Source organism: Ulvibacterium sp., assembly GCF_028285715.1.
GTDB lineage: Bacteria > Bacteroidota > Bacteroidia > Flavobacteriales > Flavobacteriaceae > Ulvibacterium.
In genome coordinates this window covers 14,569-34,707 of record NZ_JANQOO010000008.1, presented here as the reverse complement: position 1 = coordinate 34,707, position 20,139 = coordinate 14,569, and the positions used below count along the sequence as shown (strand labels likewise).

Below are 20,139 nucleotides of genomic sequence, written 5' to 3'. Positions count from 1 at the left end.
CAACCAAACCAACAAATGAAAATACGTTTTCTCCTTGCTCTTTTTTTTATAGCGCTTACCACACATCCACAACAGAAAAAACAGCTTGAATTCTTTCAGACCGACTGGGGAAGAAATGTTTCTTGGGATTCCTTTTGCGAACGTGCCAAGGCATCCGGTTACGATGGAATAGAGACTTGGTTTCCCTACACGGAAAAGAGTCGAACCGAATTAAAAGCGGCATTAAAAAACTATGGATTGAAAGTTGGATTTTTAAATGGTACGCGCAAATCTCTTCCTTTCGAAGAGAGCCTAAAATCCTACAGGGAACATTTCAAGATTTTGCTATCCTGGAAACCCGCCTATATCAACTGTCATACAGGCAGCGACTTTTATACTTTTGAGCAGAACAAGGCCTTTATCGATGTCGCCAATACCTTGGCCGAGGAAAGTGGCATCCCAATTTACCATGAGACACATAGGGGCCGGTTCAGTTTTAACCTTCCGGATACGAGGGCCTATTTAAAAGCAATCCCCAATCTGAAATTGACCTTGGACATCAGCCATTGGATGGTTGTCCATGAATCGCTCTTAGAAAATCAAAATACGGAATTAAAGGAGGTCATTGAGCGATCTCATCATATCCATGCCCGCATAGGGCACGCAGAGGGACCCCAAGTCAATGATCCGGAAGCCCCAGAATGGAAAAAGGCTTTGGACAGACACCTGGATATCTGGGAAAAGGTAATACGCAAAAAATGGGAAACAGAGGATATGTATACTATAACCACTGAGTTCGGCCCGGCCGACTACATGCCAACTTTACCCTATACCCGAGTTCCGGTAGCGGACCAATGGAAAGCAAACCTATATATGATGATGCAATTAAAAGAACGTTTGAATATTGATTAAGCAAAAGAACTTATGGACGTTCTAAAACAGGTACTGGGCAGACTTCACCCCCTAATTGTACATCTGCCGATAGGGTTTATTATTCTTGGGTTGTTGTTGCAGTGGTACGATCGAAAGCGGAAAGAATACGGCAAAGTTATTCCATTGGTGTATCTCTGGGGCGGAATCAGCGCAGCCTTGGCCTGTGTTACCGGGTATTTACAATACCTTGGTGAAGGCTATGCGTTTGATACCGTGAAGTGGCATTTATGGTCAGGCATCGCCACGGCCTTATTTGCCTTTTTGATGTATGCCAGGTTAAAAGAAATACGACAAGTCGATTTTTTGAGCAAGGTTCCCATCGTAGTATTATCGGCGTTCTTTTTTGTTTTGATTTCCTTTACTGGTCATAAAGGCGGCAACATTACGCACGGCGAGGATTATTTGGTAGAGCCCCTTCCCAATCACATAAAATCGGCGCTGGGTTTTGAGACCTTTGAAGAAAAGGTAATTGCCCTGAACGAGGAAAATTGGCAAGACGCTGTTATGTACGATGATATCATAAATCCTATTTTGAACAACAACTGTGTGAGTTGTCATGGGCCAAAAAAAACCAAGGGGGAATTGCAATTGCATAATCCAGAGGTAATCCTAAAAGGCGGGGAAAATGGGGAGATCATCGTTACCGGCAATTCGGAAACTAGCGAGTTGTATACCCGACTGGTGTTACCTAAGAACGATGAGGATCATATGCCTCCCAAGGATAAAAGGCAACCGACCCCGGAAGAAATCGAGTTGATCCGAGCTTGGTTGAACATTGGAAACCCTTTTGAGGGGACTATTGGAGATCTCGGTATTGAGAAGGAGCTGTTCCTATCGTTTTTCCCGAAAAAACATGACGCCGACTATCCCGATATACAAATTTCGGCCGCTTCGCAGGACACCATTAACGGTATAAAAAACAAAGGATTTCATGTGGAGAACATTAGCAAGGCATCCAATTTTCTGGAGGTTTCCTGCATTAATATGCCTTCCTTTACTGATTCCGATTTTGAATTCATACTCCCTATCCGGGAGCAAATTGCCATATTAGATCTTGGAGGAACCCAAATTACCGATGCGATTTTTGAAAAATTAGCGACCCTTCCCAACTTGACCGTATTGAAATTGGATGCCACCGCAATCACTGGGAAAGACATGGAATTGCTCGCTTCATTGGAACATCTCAAATCCATTAATTTTACAGGATCCCTTTTGGAGGAAATTTATCTACATAACTTAGTTGAATTCAAAAAATTGGAAGTCGCCTACGTCTTCGGCACCCAAATACAAGGAGAGGGTGTACGAACGCTTAACGAAGGTCAGATTATCATCGACTATGGGAATTATGAACTCCCGCCCATACCTTCGGATTCTATAATCTATTAAATCCTAAGTGGTTGTCTCCAAGGAAAAAGCAAGGTTCCGCTCAAATACAAATTTTCAAAACCAAAAGAAAAAACATAGTTTAGGGGCTTTAATCCACTTTCATGGAAATCAGTAGAAAACTCGGTCTTTTTTTAGGGCCAATTTTATTTTTTGGTGTAATCAATTTACCTTTTCAACTGGTTTCCCAACAGGGAGATGCCGTCATTGGCGTAGCGGTTTGGATGGTCATCTGGTGGATTACCGAATCGGTATCCATTTCGGTGACGGCCCTCCTGCCCTTGCTACTGTTCCCCTTGCTCAAGATAATGCCGATGGCCGATGTCGGGGCCAATTACGGTAGCCCTATAGTATTCCTTTTCTTTGGTGGCTTTGTTATGGCCTTGGCCCTGGAAAAGGTGAACTTACATAAACGTATTGCGCTGAATATTATTAAGGTAACGGGAACTACCCCAAACAAAGTGGTCCTGGGGTTTATGATCGCTACGGCATCCTTAAGTATGTGGATCAGCAATACGGCCAGTACTGTGGTGATGTTACCTATTGCCATGTCCGTAATTGGATTATTGATCAACGATGCCGATGGCTTTACCAAAAACGATCAGAATTTTGCCCTAAGTGTTATGCTGGGTATTGCCTTTTCTGCCAACGCGGGCGGTATTGCCACCGTAATCGGAACACCTCCCAATTCGGTGTTGATCGGGCTTTTGGAAAATGAATACAACATTGAAATATCCTTTTTGAAATGGATGATCATAGGGCTTCCCTTTTCATTCGTTATGATCGCTATTAGTTATTTGGTATTGGTGAAATGGATGTTTCCCAACAAACAGTTGAAATTTATGGCATCTCGGGAAGTTATCAATTCCGAACTTCAAAAACTGGGCCCTACAAGTGGCAAGGAAAAAATGGTTCTGGTCATTTTTGGGATTACCGTTTTTCTGTGGATTTTCAGAACGCTTATCAATAAAGTATTTCCCGCCCTGGGTCTTACGGACACCATTATCAGCATGTTCGCGGCCATCTCCCTTTTTGCTATACCCTATAATTTGAAAAAAGGTGATTTCTTAATCCATTGGAACGACACTTCAAGATTGGCCTGGGGTATTCTTATTCTCTTTGGTGGAGGATTGGCCTTGGCGAAAGGGATGTCCGTTAGTGGTATCGTGGATATGGTGGCCAGTGCCATAGCTGCCAGTGAAATTTCCATTTTGCTTACGGCGGCCCTACTTATTTTTTTGATGCTTTTTATGACCGAATTAATGAGCAACGTAGCTCTGGTAGCCGTTTTGGCCCCGGTAGTGGCCGGTATTGCCATAGGTCTGGAAATTCCTATTCTTTATTTGCTAATTCCGGTAACCATTGCAAGCAGTTGTGCCTTTATGCTTCCCATGGCCACTCCGCCCAACGCGATCGTCTTTGCAAGTGGGTACATAAGGGTACATCAAATGGCACGGGTAGGAATAGTGCTCAATCTTATTGCTGTTGGACTTTTAATTCTGATGTTCCAATTTGTATTGCCTTTTCTTTTTTGAAAAAGAAAGCCCTGGACAGATTGTTCAGGGCCCGTTCATCTATTTCTAATGCATTCTTATTTCCTCTGGTAGACGTTAAAATTTTCAGGTAAATATTCCGCCGTGTCGAAATCCATTTCAATTACATCACTGGAATCCATGTAATTGATCCCGTCTACCGAACTTGGATCGGCATAGGCATCAAAGTCAGCAGGGAGATAAACCCTTAACTCCTCTAGCTGTGGAAGCTCCTCTTCTTCCATATAAGAAACGGAATTCAGGTCAAAATATACGGTATACGGGTCGAAGCCTTCCGGTAAATAATCCGCTGTATCAAAACCGAGGTCAATCTCGATTTCTTCTTCGATATAGGTAATACTGTTAATGTCAAATTCTTGTTCTGGTCGGTTTGCCAACATCCCATTGGCAAATAATAGACCGATTGCGATACTTAAAGTTACTCTTTTAAAACTCATAACGATATGGTTAATTGTATGAAAGGATATAACGCGCTAAAAACCAATTATTGCCTGTTTTAAGCCCTGGACAGATTCCCAAAAAATATCCAGAAATTGGGTTGTCAATGGAAGGGCTTATTCTTTGCCAACCTCTTACCCCAGTCTAATTTTTTTTGCGTTCTTATCAATTTTACACCCTAATTTTTGCTAAATGGCGTTTATCCATTTTTGCGTTATTTTTTTGTTAATTTCCAAGATCTCCATTTCAAGTGGGTATTGTTTCGTCAATTCCGGAAAAAAGGGGCCGGCTGTTAGGCCAGCCCTTTTTTGACTAATTCAAATTAACTCTAAAAATGAAGATTCTCTGTCTATAAGACTACCCTCAATTCAAAGTGTTACGCTTTTATGAAAACTTTAAGTCTTTCTGGTTCTTCTAGACCAAAAGACTAAAAAACCCGATTAGAGGGGTGGAAACCGGATCATTTAAAAGTCAAGGTTTTGGCTACCACAGAATTTGGCCAATTCACCCATCAAGTTATGTATTTCACAACATTGGTTCTTTTGGCGGATTTCCTTTGGGTATCTTAGAGGAAGAATCAAAAAAACAATAATTATGTCCCCCAAAATCAAAAGTTTACTGTATTTTATCTGCTTCATGGTTTCTACCGCTATTTATTATGTTTACGAGCCAGAAGACTTGCAAAATCAAAAAGAGTCCGCGGAATTAGTTGAAGCCGATATAGAGAATTATACCCTTCAAGCTGAAATATTTGAGGATACCCAGAAATAATCAACCAAAATCAATATGTTTTATTCGAAGGTGTGGCCAAAATCCACACCTTTTTCTTTTCATATATCCGTATAGCCCAATTCGTTAAAAAAAACACAAACTTCAATGCAATCATTAAACCTCTCCGTAATCCTGAAGTCCTACTCCTGAAAATCATAAAATTTAAAGACATGAAAAAAATTGTAGTATTAGTAACGCTATTGACAGGAGTAACTGTTATGGCACAGGAGGGACGAAAAAATCATCATAGGGCGGCTATGAAAGATCTTACCCCGGAGCAAATAGCCACCTTGCACACCAAAAAAATGACCTTGGCCCTGGACCTTACCGAAGTGCAACAAAAACAGATCCAAGTATTGAGCCTAGAGAATGCCAAACTTCGGAAGGCCAAAATGGAAGAACGCAAGGCGAAGAGGGAAAGTGGTGAATCCAAGAAACCTACATCTGAGGAACGTTACACAATGCAACTGGAACGTTTGGACCATCAAATTGCCCATAAGGCCGAAATGAAAGCTATCCTTTCTCCGGAACAATATGAGAAATGGGAGAAATTACACTTTCACAAAAGAAAGCATCGCGGAAAAGAAAAGCATGAAGGAAAGAGGGGAAAATAATAATATCTGTTTTTACAACACAAGAAATGCCTAAAAATCCAGGGTTTTTAGGCATTCTCTATCTATACCACTAAGCAATGTACATTTTGGTGCTCCCTTCCATTACAGAATAGGAAGGAGATGCAATAGTGTTCACAAAACGATAGGAAGCCGTAGCCGAGCCCTCGGAGAATTCGGCCAACACATAACCTCGTTGTGAAGCATCAAAATAATTTAGGTTATCAATCAAAAGGGTAAAAGCTTGCTCTATTCCTTGGATGGTTGCCGGATCGTCACCAAAAATTCCTTCAAAACCAGGAGAGGTTACCGAAGCACATGCGAATTCCTCCCCGATGCTGTTTCCTGAGGCATCCCTAAGGGTGTTGTTCCACGCATTATGGGTATCCCCGGCCAGTACCACCGTATTCTTGCCATTCAAAATTGCGTACAAACGCTCACGTTCTATGGGGTATCCGTCCCAAGCGTCCAGGTTATAGGGTACCACAAAGGCCAATCGCGCCAATTCTGCCTCGGTCAAGGTGGGATCACCGGCCAGTGCCCTACCTTTTAAGACAGAAAGTTCGCCAATGGCAGTCTGCAATGCACCCAAGGTCTCTTGAGCGGTATCGCCCCCGGCAACTTGGCCAATCAAAATCAATAGTTCTGCAGGAACCGTCATAGCACCCATTAGTACCTGCTGACCCAAAACCTGCCATTTGGCACTATTGCTCCCCACGGCACCAGCTACCCAAGTAAGTTGTTCGGGACCTAATAGGTTTCTATCGGGATTTAAAAGGGCACCCTGGAAACTGGCGGCGTCGAAACTTCCGTCTAGGTTAAAGAAATCCGAGAAACTCAATTGTTTGTCACGACCGATGATACGGGTATCCAACATCACCAAATTAACCAAGCTGCCGAATTCGAAATTGCGATAAATTATGGTACCGTCGTCTGTGCGAATGGGCAGGTACTCTCCATGTACTTTTATCGCCCTACCTTTCCGTTCCTCATAGGATCCTTCCGAATCATCGTGGTTCTCCGCTCCGTCCATATAGGCATCGTTAGTGATTTCATGATCGTCCCAGACAACTATAAACGGCTTCTTTTGATGGGCCAATTGTAGGCCCTCATCCGTACGATATTGACGATAACGCAAGCGGTAGTCTTCCAAACTGAGGATTTCGTTTGTTGGGTCGTGTACCCGATTTAGGGATTCGGTAGTATCATTGGTACCATAACCACCTTCGCCATATTCATAGATATAGTCGCCCAGATGTATAATGACATCTGCGTCGCTCTTTGCCATGGCATCATATACATTGAAGAGGCCCGCAGGAAAATTGGAACAGGAACAAACCGCCAATTTCACACTGGAAAGGGATTCCCCGGCTGATGGCAGGGTAATGGTTTCACCAATAGCCGATTCTTCTTCCAAGTCTTCATGTATAAACCGATAATAATATTTACTATTGGAAGGTAGTCCGGTAACATCGACCACCACGGTAAAATCATCCTCCTTGGTAGTCGTTTCCATACCTTCCTGGATGATTTGGGCAAAACCATAATCCGTGGCTACTTGCCATTTTATGGGGATAGCATTAGCTACTTCCCCAGAAGTTGGTGTAAACCGGGTCCAGAGAATGACCGCCTCGGCAGTAGGGTCAAAACTACCCACCCCGTGCAGAAAACGTGGTATCCTATCCGGTGGATTTCCATCCCCGTGAAAATCCTTGACACAGGCCAACATTTGAGAGCTTAGGATAACACCCCCGGAGGCAATTACTGATTTGGCCAAAAAGGCCCTTCTAGATAATGGTTTACGTTCCATATTTGTTTTTGTTTTAAAGGTATTTGCGGAACGTACGCTTTGGGTTAAACCAAGATTATTTAAAGGGTATGCTTTTGGAGTCAGCGTTAAGAAAAAGCAAAGAAACGGGCACTTTGGTGGTTACCTGTTTGCTTCTTAGGCAACGGGATTAACTTATTCGCACCAAATCTTAGAGGCTTGTCCACAATTTTACTATATTTCTATATAAATCAACATAAGACAATAACCATTAACACCTGAGAATTATGAAAAAATTAGTTGCAGAATTTATCGGAACCGCGTGGTTGGTATTGGGAGGCTGTGGAAGTGCCGTTTTGGCCGCCGCATATCCAGAATTGGGGATAGGGTTTGTAGGCGTTGCCTTTGCTTTTGGCCTAACCGTTTTAACGATGGCCTATGCCATCGGACACATTTCGGGATGTCATCTTAATCCGGCCGTTTCCATTGGACTTTGGATAGGAGGCCGTTTTGACAAAAAGGAACTACTCCCATATATTATTGCTCAGGTTTTGGGCGGATTGGCCGGGGCCGGTATCCTTTACCTCATTGCCAGTGGAAAACCTGGGTTTGAGCTGGGCGGTTTTGCCGCCAATGGCTATGGCGAACACTCTCCCGGAGGATACGGTATGGTCGCAGCCCTGGTGACCGAAATCGTTATGACCTTTATGTTTTTGATCATTATTTTGGGAGCAACACATTCCAAAGCGGCCCATGGATTTGCAGGATTGGCCATCGGTTTGGGGCTTACGCTTATCCACTTGATAAGTATTCCGGTAACCAATACCTCTGTAAATCCGGCAAGAAGTACAAGTCAGGCTTTATTTGTGGGCGACTGGGCTATTGGTCAACTATGGCTATTTTGGGTAGCCCCTATTTTAGGTGCCCTTTTAGCCGGATTGGTCTATAAGTTCATTTCGCCCGAACGGGAATAGCATGGAATGATCATTGCATTCATCTGACTTGGAAAAAGAGATTGGATCAGGAATTAGAGCAAGGTTTATGCCCTAAATAGGGCAAATTCAAAACAGGCTACTCTTTGTACCCTTTTTTTGAAATTTATAATTCCAAAACGTCCAAGGCTGCAATGGTGTCGTCCAAGTCGCCATAGCTTAAGGCATCGTTTAAAAAATAGCTCTCAAATGCACTAGGGGGTAAGTAAATCCCCTTTTGTAACATTCCGTGGAAGTACTTTTTAAATGTCTCGTTGTTTCCTTTGGCCGAAGTTTCAAAGTCATGTACCGGTGTATCAGTAAAATGTAAGGAGATCATGCTTCCAAAGCGGTTAATTTGATAGGGAATCCCTTTTTTCCGCAATACATTGTCAAACCCCTCATGTAAATGTTCCGTCTTGTCCGCCAGGCTTTCGAAAATTTCGGGATGTTCATTGAGTTGGGTAAGCATGGCCAATCCTGCACTCATGGCTAAGGGGTTCCCACTTAGGGTCCCTGCTTGATATACAGGGCCCTCCGGGGCTAAGTGCGCCATAATTTCCTCACGAGCGGCAAAGGCCCCTACTGGGAGTCCTCCACCAATTACCTTTCCGAACATCACCATATCCGCATTGATGCCCAGGGCTTCCTGCGCCCCTCCTTTGGCCAAACGGAATCCAGTCATGACCTCATCGAATAAAAGTAATATGCCCTCTCTATTGCACAGTTCCCGGAGACCTTCCAAAAAACCCTTCCGCGGTACGATACAGCCCATATTACCAGCCACAGGCTCGATGATAATTGCCGCAATTTCGCCTTTATTCGCCTGGACCAATGCCTTAACACTTTCCAAATTGTTGTATGGGGCCAATAACGTATCCCTAGCCGTACCCTGTGTTACCCCGGGACTGTTTGGCCTACCAAAGGTAACCGCCCCACTCCCGGCCTGAATCAAAAAAGAATCCGAATGCCCATGGTAACATCCTGCAAATTTGATGATCTTATCCTTACCGGTATAACCCCTTGCCAGGCGAATAGCACTCATACATGCCTCCGTACCGCTATTTACAAAGCGGATCTTATCTATGTTGGGCACCATGGATATCGCCAATTTGGCCAGTTTGGTTTCTATCTCTGTAGGCATTCCAAAAGAAGTCCCCTTTTTGGCCTTATCGATTACCGCATCCACAACGGGAGCATAGGCATGACCCAGAATCAATGGACCCCATGAGGCGATATAATCAATCAACCGATTCCCATCCTCGTCATATAAATAGGCACCTTTGGCCTTCTCCACAAAAATGGGCTCTCCTCCAACTGCCTTAAAGGCCCGTACGGGTGAATTTACCCCTCCAGGAATATACTTCTTTGCTTCTGCGAACAAGGCACTGCTCCTTTGATATAGCATTATTTATTAATTTGTGTAGAATTTATAAAGAGCTCCTGGCCTATGGAGATGGTATTGCCAATAATACCGTTCCATCGTTTCAATTCGTCGACGGAGACTAGATACCTTCGTGATATGGAATATAGCGTATCCCCTTTTTTGACAATGTAGATACTTCTTTCGGGTATTGCGGCCATATCTTTTTTACCATATCCCTCGCGGATAACCACCTTATCATATTTATAGAGTCGATGCTGTTCTATGAGCTGAATCAGTTTTTGAGGGTAACGTTTGTCCGTCGCATAACCCGCCTGCTTTAAGCCCTTTGCCCAACGTTTATAATCGTTAATTGGTAAATTGAACAAAAAGGCATAACGCGAACGATTCGCCAAAAAAATGCTGTGATCCCGGTAGGAATACATGGGATGATTGTATTTGCGGAAGCATTCGCCCCGCTCATCGTCATCATGAAAGTCATAATCCCCTTTCCAGCCTGTGTGGCATTTTATCCCGAAGTGATTATTCGTCTTTTTGGCGAGCTCGCCCCTACCAAAGCCGCTTTCCAGAAGTCCTTGTGCCAAAGTGATACTTGCCGGTATTCCGTAGGCCTTCATCTCAAACTGGGCAATTTCCGAAAATGTTTCGATATATTCGGAGATGGAAGAAATTTCAAATCGCACAAATTTCCCGGTATCCTCGGGCAAAGGGTACAATCCATTGTCCTCTTTATGAGCCTTTTTTATCCTTACAGATTCCTTTCCCCGGTCTTTTTGCCTATCCCCATAGGTAGTACGCTTTTTGGCCTTGCAACCTACAAACAAAATACTTAGAACAATGACCCATACCCCTTTTCTAATCATATAAATTCAATTTAATCATAAGTAGTGATCAAAGGCCAGTTTTTTTGTTTCAACCATTGGTTCATCCCCTTTACGCCTTGCAGTCCACCCGTATGTATGGCCAAAATCTTCGTTCCCGGTTCAAAGTATTTATTTTGTACCATATCCAGCAATCCGAACATCATTTTTCCAGTATAAATAGGATCAAGGAGAATTTGAGTATGGCGGTAAAAATCATTAACAAAGTCCACAAGGGTCTTGGAAACCTTGGCATACCCTCCAAAATGATACTTCGTTTGCAAAATCCAATTTTCTCTGCGCGTAAATTTACGAATATCTTCCTGTAAAAAATCGCCCTTCAATGCGGGAAAGCCCAAAATTTGTTGATGGGTACGAGCTGCATTACTAATCCCGGCCAGGGTTCCCCCCGTTCCAACAGCGCAACATAGTACATCAAAATCATCGTCCCCAATCGTCAAAATCTCTTCGCAGCCTTTTATGGCCCATGTATTGGTCCCTCCCTCCGGTAACAAATAGTAAGATCCAAATTCGTTTTCCAATTGGCCTTGGAAAAAATCACTGTTCTTATTTCTATACGTATCCCTCGATACAAATTTAAATTGCATTCCGTGCTCCTGGGCCAATTTTAGGGTAGGGTTTAGCTTCCATTTTTCATCCAGTTCCTCGCCCCGAATAATCCCTATGGTGCCGAAACCGTGCACTTTCCCGGCATAGGCAGTTGCGGCGATATGATTGGAATAGGCTCCACCAAAGGTAAGTAAGGTATCAAAACCTTTCTCCTTGGCATTGATCAAGTTATACTTCAACTTTCTGTATTTATTACCTGAAATGAGCGGATGTATACGATCTTCCCTTTTTATGTGGAGAGACACTTCGTTTTTAGTAAGGAGAGGGAGGTGTATTGACTGATTTTCCACGAACACACCAAAGGCTTATGTACGAAAAAGATAATTCATGAAACTGAATGGCTTTCTACCATTCAGATAATCGAGGTCCTTCTCATTGTGATACGCCTCACGCTCAAAACTCATATTTTGATAGGCCCTATAAGTATTCAGGTAAAGCAAGGTCCGCAAAAGCCACTCAAGGATATAGAGGATGTAAAAGGGAATAATCAAGAGTTCAAGCTGCTGCCTTAAGTGTATTTTCTCATGATTGATAAGGACCACATCCTTTTTAAGACCTTCGTGCTTCAAAAAGATAAAAGGCCAAAAGGAGAGCCCCACATAGTTCTTGTAGAAAAGGTGTTTAAAGACTAAAATCATAGATCAGCTTTAAAACGGTCGACTACAAAGATAATTGTTAAAAACATGTACTTCTCGTTAAAGTGGATTTATTGCCAACAATTGCCGAAAAATGGTTAAAAAGCTCCCAATGCCTGTTAAATTTGGGGGTTCTGGCGGTTAAAAGCCTTTTATTCACAAAAAAATCACGTATTTTTATAAAAGGCTACCGCATCAGTCGAGACTAGAATGAAGGAGATTATTCCGTTGGAGGAAGGTGATTATTACCTCTCCGAAGAAGGTTACAAAGTATTTACAGAGCAATATCATCTGAAAAGGGGGTATTGTTGCGAAAGTGGTTGTAGACATTGTCCCTACGGTTATGACCCAAAAACTAATTCACAATAATATTGCTGTTATTCGGCATGATTTTTGAGAATGTTTTTAAAGTTAATAGCCTCAGTTTGGAATAATTAAAATCTTTGTTATGAAAAAAATTAAAACACTGGCAATCCCCTTATTTGTATTGTTATTCTTAAGTTCCTGTTCTTCGGTTCAGGTTTTGTCAGACTACGATCAGGAAACTAACTTCAACGAATACAAGTCCTATGCTTTTTATAAGACCGGAATAGATCAGGCGCAAATATCCGATTTGGATAAAAAACGTATCCTCAAGGCGATTCAAGATGAAATGAACAATCGGGGATTCGTAAAATCGGGCAAACCTGATTTACTGGTAAGTATTTTCACCAAGGAAAAAGAGGAAGTAGATGTGTTCAACAACAACTGGGGCTGGGGCGCCTGGGGTTGGGGCTGGGGTTGGAACCCCTGGATTTGGGGACCTGGATGGGGCCCTGGCTGGGGTGGTAGCCAAGTTAGCACAAGAACGGAAGGCTCACTCTATATAGATCTAATCGACGCGGGAACGCGGGAATTGGTATGGCAAGGAAGAGGCGTTGGTAACTTAAACAACATTAAGGATATCAGGAAAAAAGAAGAGCGCATCAAGGAATTTGTTTCCGAAATATTACAACAATATCCACCCGATGCCGTAGCCGTAAACTAATACGACAATCTTATAGAACCCTTCTCTTTTGAGAAGGGTTTTTTTTGTCAAAAATCTTGGATTCCAAAAAGTTCACCACCCTATTTTGTAACTTTAAGGAAAATAGTTTTGCTCTTATGGCCTACGAAAGCAACTCCATCCTGGATAAGCTGCCCAAACATTTAAAGCAGTACATAAAACCGCAGAATTATGAGAACTATACGGCCATAGATCAAGCGGTATGGCGGTATGTAATGCGCAAAAATGTAGACTACCTAAGCAAAGTTGCACATACCTCCTACGTAGACGGACTCAAAAAAACCGGGATATCCATAGATTCCATTCCAAATATGTACGGTATGAACCGAATCCTAAAAGATCTCGGTTGGGCCGCAGTGGCCGTCGATGGATTTATTCCACCTTCGGCATTTATGGAATTCCAGGCCTACAACGTATTGGTAATAGCATCGGATATCAGACAATTGGGGCATATTGAATATACACCGGCCCCGGATATCATCCATGAAGGGGCAGGGCATGCCCCTATCATTGCCAATCCTGAGTACGCTGAATATCTACGACGTTTTGGGGAAATTGGGTGCAAGGCCATATCCAGTGCCAAGGACTTTGAATTGTATGAAGCGGTACGTCATCTTTCTATCATCAAAGAGGCACCGGGAACACCAAAAAGCACTATTGATAAAGCTGAGGCACATATTTCACAATTGCAGCAAAATATGGGTGACCCCAGCGAAATTGCCTTGATACGAAATCTGCATTGGTGGACCGTGGAATACGGACTTATTGGAACTGTAAAAAACCCTAAGATTTATGGCGCAGGACTGCTTTCCTCTATTGGTGAGAGTGCATGGTGCCTTACCGATAAGGTAAAGAAAATCCCTTATTCGATTGATGCGGCCCATACCTCGTTTGACATTACCCAACCCCAGCCCCAACTCTTTGTTACCCCGGATTTTGCCTATTTGAGCCAAGTGCTGGAGGAATTTGCGAACACCATGGCCCTACGAACCGGAGGGCTTAGAGGTGTTCAAAAATTAATCGATTCCAAGGAACTGGGAACTGTGGAGCTCAGTACAGGCCTTCAAATATCCGGGAATTTTGTCGAGGTTATTGCCCATGACGGAAAACCCATATACCTACAGACCTATGGGAAAACTGCCCTATCCTATCGAGAAAAGGAATTGGTAGGGCACGGTACGTTAAATCATCCCAATGGTTTTGGCACACCCATCGGCAAGTTAAAAGGGATTAACCTGGCGATTGAGGACATGAGTCCTAGAGATCTTAAGGCCTATAACATTTTTGAAGGAGAGGAAGTTTCCTTGGATTTTGAAGGAGATGTGAAGATTACCGGTAAGATTATCACGGGCACCAGGAATCTTCAAGGTAAAATACTATTGATCACTTTTGAAAATTGTACGGTAACCTACCAAGGGGACATTCTTTTCGAATCCCGGAAGAACCATTACAATATGGCCATAGGGTGCGAAATAGTATCTGCTTTTAATGGTCCTGCCGACCTTGAAAGTTTTGACCTGATTACACATACCGTTTCCTCCACTACCCTAAAACCTCAAATGTCCAAGGAGTTCAAAATACTGGAACAGTATTACGAGCAAATACGTCATTTTAGAGAGGGAATAAACAGAACCATTTCCCGAAATAAGGTATTCAAGGAACTTAAGGAGAATTATCCCGAGGACTGGTTATTGTCCGTGGAGCTTTATGAATTGGCCAAATCTAACGGTGATACAGGGTTCGCCCAAGAAATCTTGGTACATTTGGAAGATTTAAAACAAAACGACCCCAAGATAGGTCATTTGATCGATGACGGTTTGGGGCTGGTGGATAAAACTTTGATTCTCTAAGTATGAAAATAAAACTATCCTTTTCCATTATCCTTCTCTTCATGACACATCTATCCTCCGCACAATTTGAACCGAATTATGACGAAGCCCAGGTTCCCATATTTCCAGTCCCAGATCTTATGACGACCTTTTCGGGAGAGACCGTCGAAAATAGGGAGGATTGGAAAGCAAGACGGCGACCCGAACTTTTGCGTTTTTTTGAGGAAAACGTTTATGGAAAAGTCCCCGGGACATTGGACCATGTTTCATTTGAAATTGTGGAACAAAACAAGAATGCTTTTGGAGGAAAAGCGCATCGCAAGCAAATTGAAGTCACTCTGCAAAAAGGCAATCGCTCACTCGGTTTCCACATGCTATTATACCTCCCCAAAGATAGGGATAGGGCACCTTTATTTTTGGGTTATAATTTTTTTGGAAACCACACTACTACGACAGACCCAAAAGTGCTTATTTCCGAAGCCTGGACCATGAACAACGAGAAGTTGGGCATTACCGGAAACCAAGCGACAGAAACTTCTAGAGGTGTCCGAACCAATCGATGGGCCATTAACAAAATTCTGGACAAAGGATTTGGACTGGCCGTTGTTTATTATGGCGAAGTAGATCCGGACAAAAATGATTTTTCGGACGGATTACATGCCCTGTTCTACAAAGATGGGCAAGAGCAACCCAAAGCGGATGAATGGGGAAGCTTGGCAGCATGGGCATTTGGACTGAGCAGGGCCCTTGATTTTCTAGAAAAGGAGGACCAAGTAGATGCTTCAAAAGTTATCGCTTTCGGGCATTCCCGATTAGGGAAGGCTGCATTATGGGCTGCTGCTACTGACCAGCGTTTTGCCGGGGCCATCAGCAACAACTCAGGTTGTGGTGGGGCTGCATTGTCCAAACGGAAATTTGGGGAAACCGTGGGCCGTATCAATACCAGTTTTCCGCATTGGTTCAGTGATAATTTCGAGAAATACAATGAAAATGAAGAGGCCTTACCCGTGGATCAACACCAATTGTTGGCACTTATTGCCCCCAGGCCCCTATATGTGGCAAGTGCGGTAGAAGACCAATGGGCCGATCCCAAGGGTGAATTTCTTTCGGCCCAATATACCTTTCCCGTATACGGTCTCTTTGGTAAGAAAGGAATCACTTCACAAGAAATGCCCGAGGTGAACCGCCCCATTCATAATACGGTGGCCTATCATATTAGAACCGGTGTACATGATGTAACCGACTACGATTGGGAACAGTACCTTATATGGGCCAAAAAATTTATAGAGTAGAACTAGATTGCCCTGCCTTTGATATATCGCATCTGTCCGTTATGATTTGATTCGTGCTCCACTACGTGGAACCATTTGCAATAATTATTGGTTGGTTGGTTACCAAAGAATTCGGAAGTTTCCATCAACCAACTGTCATCCCTTTTTTTTAACTCTGCTTTTGAAAATTCGCGAACCTCGTTCAATTTATCCAAATAGAAGGATAAGGGTTTGCCCTTAAGCACATTGCGACCTGCACGGCCTAGATTACTTGCCGCGCTCCAGACATCTTCTTCAACTCCAAAATCCAATTTACTCTTGGGGATTCCGGCGAACGTATCGATTTGGTAATAGCGTTCCGTAGCGGCCAAGTGCATTAACAAAGCACCAATAGTATTTGAATTTTCATCCAATAAAAAATCCAGTTGTTTTTGTGAAATGCCCTCTACATCCCTTAAGACTACAAATCGCATCCAGTCCATCATGGATATCAAGATGCTAATTTGTTCTGCATAACCTTCCCTCTTTCCAAACTCATGGATATTTTCATTGGTCAAAAATGTGCCGCTTGAGGCAAAATTCACTTTAGGGACAAACAAGCCTGCGCCTAACAGTGAGGATGTTCGTAAAAAGTTCCGCCTATCTTTTAATGGCCCAATTCTTTCCATAGCTTCTCACTTTGTTTTCAAGTTAGGAACAAACCCAAGTATTTTGTCTCTATTTCTGGAAATTTTAACATCAATCCTTGAGAAGGAAGCTGGACAGGTCTTGATCAATTATTTTATCTTTATAAGCCATTGACCAGCCCATGGAATTGGTCAAAATATAAAATTTTTGAAGTTCACTGACCAATCGGTTTCGAGCGTTGGTTTTTAGGGACGAAGCTTCTATCTTTTCCAATAAGGCACTCTTTACGTTCACCTTAATGGTATTGTAATCCGAGGCATTGAATTGATTGAAGTAATCGGCCGTCACGTCATAATATTCAAAATCAGGGTTGATCTTTATCTCCGGCTCGGGAATCGCTCTGATATGAAGGGTTTTATCGGCACTATTTACTTCAAAATCGACTTTGGACAGATCATAGGCTACGGTTACCTCGGCATTTACCACAACCAATGCCCTTTTATCAGCTGTAATAAGGGAACCGAACAATTCTTGGGAATCCTTATAGCTATAGACCTCGGCAAAATGTCCCTCGGTTACGATAAGCTTGGAGACATTATCGATTTGTTGTTGTATAAGCATGGAACTTTCCTGAAGAATGGATTTTTCCTGCCGCTCTTCGCTACAAGATCGGATGATAAGGACCAGTGCCAAGGTAATAATGACGCCGATTAGTATTTTTTTCATCTTACAACGTGTTGACCCTCCATGAAGTTCAAAACTCCATAAACGGATATCCTTTTTGAAGATACGTAATTTTCTCCCGCAGTGATTTTTCGAATTTCTGATGGGATTCCGAATCGGGATAAAAAGGTCGGTGCGTCAATCCTTTTTGAATTATATCCACTTTTCCCATGGTAGAAAAGGCTTCTTCCCGAATCCAGGTTTGCATGAATTTTTCCCAAATATAATCAATGGCCAATGGGTTGAGATGAATCATATCCGTTTCATAGAAGCGGTAGTCCCTTAATTCGTCCATCATAAGTTCATAGGCCGGGAAATAACTACTTTGGGTAGCCAATGAAGAAGTCTCCAGCCATTTATGGATGCCCGCTATTAAATGCGCCTTGCTCCGTTGGTTTTCAACAAATCCGTCCTTAAGATGACGAACCGGGGAAACCGTAAAAATAACCTGGGCCTTTTTATTGGTTGATCGGATATGGTTCATAACCGACTCCAAGTTCTTTACAATGGCCTCAATGGCAAGGAGTTCCTTATCAAATTCCTTTTGCGGAATCTTATGGCAATTGGCCACAAGGGTATTGGTCTTCCTATGCCGATAAACCCAAGCAGTACCCAAAGTAAAAATGATATGTGTGGATTTTTCCAATTGCATTTCCATACGTTTAAGACCCTGATTCAACTCCAGAATCAATTTTTCCCGCGATACCTTACTTAAATCGGAATGGGCGGCAAAACAATACCAGCGATCATTATGAAAAAAAACATCCCTATCCGTAAAAACTACTTGATCTATTGCTCTCGAAATCAAGTTTTCAATAGCTGTAGGGTGAAACAAAATACCTAACGGATTTTGAAGATTTTGGAACTTAAAATAATCTAGCTTCTTACCCATATTCCTGACAAAACATGATCCCATGAGCACCAACTGGCTATGATAATCAATTTTAGTCTTTGCTGGACTCAAGGGAATTTGGGTTTGCAACTTCATGGCGATAGAAACGGTTCATTACAAAATACAAACTTAACCCTCTTTTTATGGAAACCGTTAAATCGCGACCCTTTTTCAATTGACGTGCCAATAGTACGTTACTAGGGATATGGACTACACCCGAGTGGAACTTTACGGCTTTACTCCAATAGCTCATTAATTTATTAGTATATTAGGAGTTGATTCCGAAAAATCAGTGTTTTTAGATTCTGATTTTCAATATTTTATAAATAATGAGCGGTAAATCAAAAATCATCCTATCAGTTGTTGCATTCGTTTTATGCACCGTAGGATGCAGCGATAGTTTTTTGGAAACGCCGGAACCGGAGGTCGTTGTGGATAACACACCACAACTGGATATTGATGCGGCTAGAAAGGCTTTTTCAGAGCTTCCTTTTAAAACCGGAGTAAACGATTTTGAATTAGATGTCCTGTTCAACAAAAAATGGGCATTTCGATTAATTGTTCCTGAGGTCGAAGACGACGAATTGGTACCTCTTTTCATCGATTTGCACGGAGGCGCGCTCACTCTTAGACCCGATGTGCATACAAGAGGGAGCTGTACACTTGCGCCGGCATTGGAAAGTACCGATACCAAAGCATATACCCTAATTCCCAACTCCCAAGGTTTTCTATGGTTTGCCTCCTTCAATGAGACCCAAGTAGTAAATCTAGTAAAGTTCGCCATAGAAAATCTAAATATAGACCCCGAAAGAGTGGTGGTATTCGGTTATAGCGATGGGGGTTTCGGAAGCTGGTTTTTTGCCGATACCCATCCGGAACTTTTTTCGGCATCTATAGCTATAGCACAGGCCTATGGATTAATAACTGATGATGAAGGAATAAAACGAACGGAAGTTCCAGTATATGTGATACATGGCGAGGTAGATGAGCTATTCCCGTACACCAATACCGAGTCATTGGTAGAGCTTGCCCGAAATGCCGGGAGTGAGGTAGAACTGGTAATGGCCGCGGAATTGGGACACTTTAGGCCCTGTGATTATGTCCCCTACATTGAGGATGCCATCGAATGGGTAAAAACCTCCGTCTGGGAATAATGCGGAAGTCGTTAGCGCGGGTTATATACAGTCCGTGATACGCTGCAAAAAAGCTTCATATTCCTTTTCCAGACTGGAATCCATTTGACGAATAAAATCCAAAACCCGCAATAAAAGTTCTATTTCCTGATTCTGCAAAGCATTGCTGGCCTTGTCCATTTCATTGGTTACCAATCGCTGCAGATTATAAATGCCCTGAAGTCCATAGAGGCAGTCGTAACCGAATTCGTTGACAATTCCGGTAGTTTTGGAGGTTTCCCAGGCAATACTGGAAAGCTCGGCAAGTTCTAGATTAATAAACACATCCCCTTCATACTCAAACAATCTGTCCTTTGTGTGAGTGGAATCTGTTATACGGAAAAAGCCAGGGAATTGTTTTTGAAATGTTTTCATCTGTTCGGCTGCCACCAATACGCCATCTTCATCGCCTGAATCAAAGTCTTTATATGTTTCGATAGCCTTAACAATACGCTGGTTGTTTTTCCTTGTCTTTACAAGCTCCCATAAATTATTTTTAATTTCAATCTTAATCTTTGCTATCGCGATATTTTTGTTTTCGTCAATTTTTTTGGACGCATTCCAGTCGTTGAACCAGATAGCCAAATTGATTCCGACAAATATCAATAGCACCTCCCCTACAATATATTTCCAATTGAGACTACTAAGTTTAGGCCGTTTCATG

General features: G+C 42.6%; 21 protein-coding genes. 11 read left to right on the top strand and 10 right to left on the bottom strand.

Going from position 1 to position 20,139, the window contains the following annotated elements; all coding sequences use genetic code 11:
- Positions 1-15 precede the first annotated feature (15 nt).
- The 3 genes from Q0993_RS03275 to Q0993_RS03265 all read left to right on the top strand — a co-directional run bounded on the left by Q0993_RS03275 (position 16) and on the right by Q0993_RS03265 (position 3,830).
- The gene (locus Q0993_RS03275; RefSeq protein ID WP_299529700.1) at positions 16-891 is read left to right on the top strand and encodes a sugar phosphate isomerase/epimerase; all 876 of its coding nucleotides are present in this window, start codon (positions 16-18) and stop codon (positions 889-891) included.
- A 12-nt stretch (positions 892-903) separates the two neighbouring features.
- Positions 904-2,298 (top strand): c-type cytochrome domain-containing protein, encoded by a 1,395-nt coding sequence (locus Q0993_RS03270; RefSeq protein ID WP_299529699.1) that lies wholly within the window; start codon positions 904-906, stop codon positions 2,296-2,298.
- A 101-nt stretch (positions 2,299-2,399) separates the two neighbouring features.
- Entirely contained in the window at positions 2,400-3,830 is a 1,431-nt protein-coding gene (locus Q0993_RS03265; RefSeq protein WP_299529698.1) for a DASS family sodium-coupled anion symporter, read from the top strand.
- A 56-nt stretch (positions 3,831-3,886) separates the two neighbouring features.
- Here Q0993_RS03265 and Q0993_RS03260 read toward each other — a convergent pair whose 3' ends face one another.
- Positions 3,887-4,285: a hypothetical protein gene (locus Q0993_RS03260; RefSeq protein ID WP_299529697.1), complete on the bottom strand. Its 399-nt coding sequence runs from the start codon at positions 4,283-4,285 to the stop codon at positions 3,887-3,889.
- A 595-nt stretch (positions 4,286-4,880) separates the two neighbouring features.
- Here Q0993_RS03260 and Q0993_RS03255 point away from each other — a divergent pair.
- Positions 4,881-5,057: a hypothetical protein gene (locus Q0993_RS03255; protein ID WP_299529696.1), complete on the top strand. Its 177-nt coding sequence runs from the start codon at positions 4,881-4,883 to the stop codon at positions 5,055-5,057.
- Between the two features lie 170 nt (positions 5,058-5,227).
- A complete protein-coding gene (locus tag Q0993_RS03250) occupies positions 5,228-5,671 on the top strand; it encodes a Spy/CpxP family protein refolding chaperone (RefSeq protein WP_299529695.1) in 444 nt (147 codons plus the stop codon).
- 70 nt (positions 5,672-5,741) lie between these two features.
- Here Q0993_RS03250 and Q0993_RS03245 read toward each other — a convergent pair whose 3' ends face one another.
- Positions 5,742-7,478: an alkaline phosphatase D family protein gene (locus Q0993_RS03245; protein ID WP_299529694.1), complete on the bottom strand. Its 1,737-nt coding sequence runs from the start codon at positions 7,476-7,478 to the stop codon at positions 5,742-5,744.
- 245 nt (positions 7,479-7,723) lie between these two features.
- Between Q0993_RS03245 and aqpZ the strand changes: the two genes are divergently transcribed.
- Positions 7,724-8,410, top strand: coding sequence for an aquaporin Z (gene aqpZ / locus Q0993_RS03240; RefSeq protein WP_299529693.1), 687 nt, complete (start codon positions 7,724-7,726; stop codon positions 8,408-8,410).
- A gap of 124 nt (positions 8,411-8,534) precedes the next feature.
- On the opposite strand, the gene hemL is transcribed toward aqpZ, so the two are convergent.
- Genes hemL through Q0993_RS03220 form a run of 4 tightly spaced genes read right to left on the bottom strand, consistent with a single transcriptional unit; the run spans position 8,535 to position 11,919 of the window.
- Positions 8,535-9,815 (bottom strand): glutamate-1-semialdehyde 2,1-aminomutase, encoded by a 1,281-nt coding sequence (hemL, locus tag Q0993_RS03235; RefSeq protein WP_299529692.1) that lies wholly within the window; start codon positions 9,813-9,815, stop codon positions 8,535-8,537.
- On the bottom strand, positions 9,815-10,654 hold the full coding sequence (locus Q0993_RS03230) for a glucosaminidase domain-containing protein (RefSeq protein WP_299529691.1): 840 nt from the start codon (positions 10,652-10,654) through the stop codon (positions 9,815-9,817). The genes hemL and Q0993_RS03230 overlap by 1 nt, the downstream gene beginning before the upstream one ends.
- An 11-nt stretch (positions 10,655-10,665) precedes the next feature.
- The gene (locus Q0993_RS03225) at positions 10,666-11,577 is read right to left on the bottom strand and encodes a 1-aminocyclopropane-1-carboxylate deaminase/D-cysteine desulfhydrase (protein ID WP_299529690.1); all 912 of its coding nucleotides are present in this window, start codon (positions 11,575-11,577) and stop codon (positions 10,666-10,668) included.
- A 9-nt stretch (positions 11,578-11,586) separates the two neighbouring features.
- Entirely contained in the window at positions 11,587-11,919 is a 333-nt protein-coding gene (locus Q0993_RS03220) for a hypothetical protein (protein ID WP_299529689.1), read from the bottom strand.
- A gap of 207 nt (positions 11,920-12,126) precedes the next feature.
- On the opposite strand from Q0993_RS03220, the gene Q0993_RS03215 reads away from it, so the two are divergent.
- From Q0993_RS03215 to Q0993_RS03200, 4 genes are all read left to right on the top strand, one after another.
- Positions 12,127-12,285 (top strand): DUF5522 domain-containing protein, encoded by a 159-nt coding sequence (locus Q0993_RS03215; RefSeq protein WP_299529688.1) that lies wholly within the window; start codon positions 12,127-12,129, stop codon positions 12,283-12,285.
- 79 nt (positions 12,286-12,364) lie between these two features.
- Positions 12,365-12,943, top strand: a complete 579-nt coding sequence (locus tag Q0993_RS03210; RefSeq protein WP_299529687.1) for a DUF4136 domain-containing protein — start codon at positions 12,365-12,367, stop codon at positions 12,941-12,943.
- A gap of 116 nt (positions 12,944-13,059) precedes the next feature.
- Complete coding sequence (locus Q0993_RS03205) at positions 13,060-14,811, top strand: aromatic amino acid hydroxylase (RefSeq protein WP_299529716.1); 1,752 nt, start codon at positions 13,060-13,062, stop codon at positions 14,809-14,811.
- A gap of 2 nt (positions 14,812-14,813) precedes the next feature.
- Positions 14,814-16,082 carry an acetylxylan esterase gene (locus Q0993_RS03200; protein ID WP_299529686.1) on the top strand — a complete coding sequence of 423 codons (1,269 nt, stop codon included), beginning with the start codon at positions 14,814-14,816 and terminating at the stop codon, positions 16,080-16,082.
- A gap of 2 nt (positions 16,083-16,084) precedes the next feature.
- Here Q0993_RS03200 and Q0993_RS03195 read toward each other — a convergent pair whose 3' ends face one another.
- The 3 genes from Q0993_RS03195 to Q0993_RS03185 all read right to left on the bottom strand — a co-directional run bounded on the left by Q0993_RS03195 (position 16,085) and on the right by Q0993_RS03185 (position 18,399).
- Positions 16,085-16,729 (bottom strand): DinB family protein, encoded by a 645-nt coding sequence (locus tag Q0993_RS03195; RefSeq protein WP_299529685.1) that lies wholly within the window; start codon positions 16,727-16,729, stop codon positions 16,085-16,087.
- Between the two features lie 70 nt (positions 16,730-16,799).
- The gene (locus tag Q0993_RS03190; protein ID WP_299529684.1) at positions 16,800-17,414 is read right to left on the bottom strand and encodes a DUF4230 domain-containing protein; all 615 of its coding nucleotides are present in this window, start codon (positions 17,412-17,414) and stop codon (positions 16,800-16,802) included.
- 28 nt (positions 17,415-17,442) lie between these two features.
- Positions 17,443-18,399, bottom strand: coding sequence for a GSCFA domain-containing protein (locus Q0993_RS03185; protein WP_299529683.1), 957 nt, complete (start codon positions 18,397-18,399; stop codon positions 17,443-17,445).
- Between the two features lie 233 nt (positions 18,400-18,632).
- Here Q0993_RS03185 and Q0993_RS03180 point away from each other — a divergent pair, with 233 nt between their 5' ends.
- The gene (locus tag Q0993_RS03180; RefSeq protein ID WP_299529682.1) at positions 18,633-19,457 is read left to right on the top strand and encodes a prolyl oligopeptidase family serine peptidase; all 825 of its coding nucleotides are present in this window, start codon (positions 18,633-18,635) and stop codon (positions 19,455-19,457) included.
- 21 nt (positions 19,458-19,478) lie between these two features.
- Here the strand turns inward: Q0993_RS03180 and Q0993_RS03175 are convergent, their stop codons facing one another.
- Positions 19,479-20,138, bottom strand: a complete 660-nt coding sequence (locus tag Q0993_RS03175) for a hypothetical protein (protein WP_299529681.1) — start codon at positions 20,136-20,138, stop codon at positions 19,479-19,481.
- Position 20,139: the final 1 nt, after the last annotated feature.

What these genes read in the sequence shown, in the direction of transcription:
- Q0993_RS03205 (WP_299529716.1), top strand. Translation starts at nt 13,060, where the DNA reads ATGGCCTACGAAAGCAACTCCATCCTGGATAAGCTGCCCAAACATTTA.
- Q0993_RS03265 (WP_299529698.1), top strand. Translation starts at nt 2,400, where the DNA reads ATGGAAATCAGTAGAAAACTCGGTCTTTTTTTAGGGCCAATTTTATTT.
- aqpZ (WP_299529693.1), top strand. Translation starts at nt 7,724, where the DNA reads ATGAAAAAATTAGTTGCAGAATTTATCGGAACCGCGTGGTTGGTATTG.
- Q0993_RS03260 (WP_299529697.1), bottom strand. Translation starts at nt 4,285, where the DNA reads ATGAGTTTTAAAAGAGTAACTTTAAGTATCGCAATCGGTCTATTATTT.
- Q0993_RS03270 (WP_299529699.1), top strand. Translation starts at nt 904, where the DNA reads ATGGACGTTCTAAAACAGGTACTGGGCAGACTTCACCCCCTAATTGTA.
- Q0993_RS03220 (WP_299529689.1), bottom strand. Translation starts at nt 11,919, where the DNA reads ATGATTTTAGTCTTTAAACACCTTTTCTACAAGAACTATGTGGGGCTC.
- Q0993_RS03215 (WP_299529688.1), top strand. Translation starts at nt 12,127, where the DNA reads ATGAAGGAGATTATTCCGTTGGAGGAAGGTGATTATTACCTCTCCGAA.
- Q0993_RS03190 (WP_299529684.1), bottom strand. Translation starts at nt 17,414, where the DNA reads ATGAAAAAAATACTAATCGGCGTCATTATTACCTTGGCACTGGTCCTT.
- Q0993_RS03250 (WP_299529695.1), top strand. Translation starts at nt 5,228, where the DNA reads ATGAAAAAAATTGTAGTATTAGTAACGCTATTGACAGGAGTAACTGTT.
- Q0993_RS03175 (WP_299529681.1), bottom strand. Translation starts at nt 20,138, where the DNA reads ATGAAACGGCCTAAACTTAGTAGTCTCAATTGGAAATATATTGTAGGG.
- Q0993_RS03230 (WP_299529691.1), bottom strand. Translation starts at nt 10,654, where the DNA reads ATGATTAGAAAAGGGGTATGGGTCATTGTTCTAAGTATTTTGTTTGTA.
- Q0993_RS03245 (WP_299529694.1), bottom strand. Translation starts at nt 7,478, where the DNA reads ATGGAACGTAAACCATTATCTAGAAGGGCCTTTTTGGCCAAATCAGTA.
- hemL (WP_299529692.1), bottom strand. Translation starts at nt 9,815, where the DNA reads ATGCTATATCAAAGGAGCAGTGCCTTGTTCGCAGAAGCAAAGAAGTAT.
- Q0993_RS03195 (WP_299529685.1), bottom strand. Translation starts at nt 16,729, where the DNA reads ATGGAAAGAATTGGGCCATTAAAAGATAGGCGGAACTTTTTACGAACA.
- Q0993_RS03275 (WP_299529700.1), top strand. Translation starts at nt 16, where the DNA reads ATGAAAATACGTTTTCTCCTTGCTCTTTTTTTTATAGCGCTTACCACA.
- Q0993_RS03185 (WP_299529683.1), bottom strand. Translation starts at nt 18,399, where the DNA reads ATGAAGTTGCAAACCCAAATTCCCTTGAGTCCAGCAAAGACTAAAATT.
- Q0993_RS03200 (WP_299529686.1), top strand. Translation starts at nt 14,814, where the DNA reads ATGAAAATAAAACTATCCTTTTCCATTATCCTTCTCTTCATGACACAT.
- Q0993_RS03255 (WP_299529696.1), top strand. Translation starts at nt 4,881, where the DNA reads ATGTCCCCCAAAATCAAAAGTTTACTGTATTTTATCTGCTTCATGGTT.
- Q0993_RS03210 (WP_299529687.1), top strand. Translation starts at nt 12,365, where the DNA reads ATGAAAAAAATTAAAACACTGGCAATCCCCTTATTTGTATTGTTATTC.
- Q0993_RS03180 (WP_299529682.1), top strand. Translation starts at nt 18,633, where the DNA reads ATGAGCGGTAAATCAAAAATCATCCTATCAGTTGTTGCATTCGTTTTA.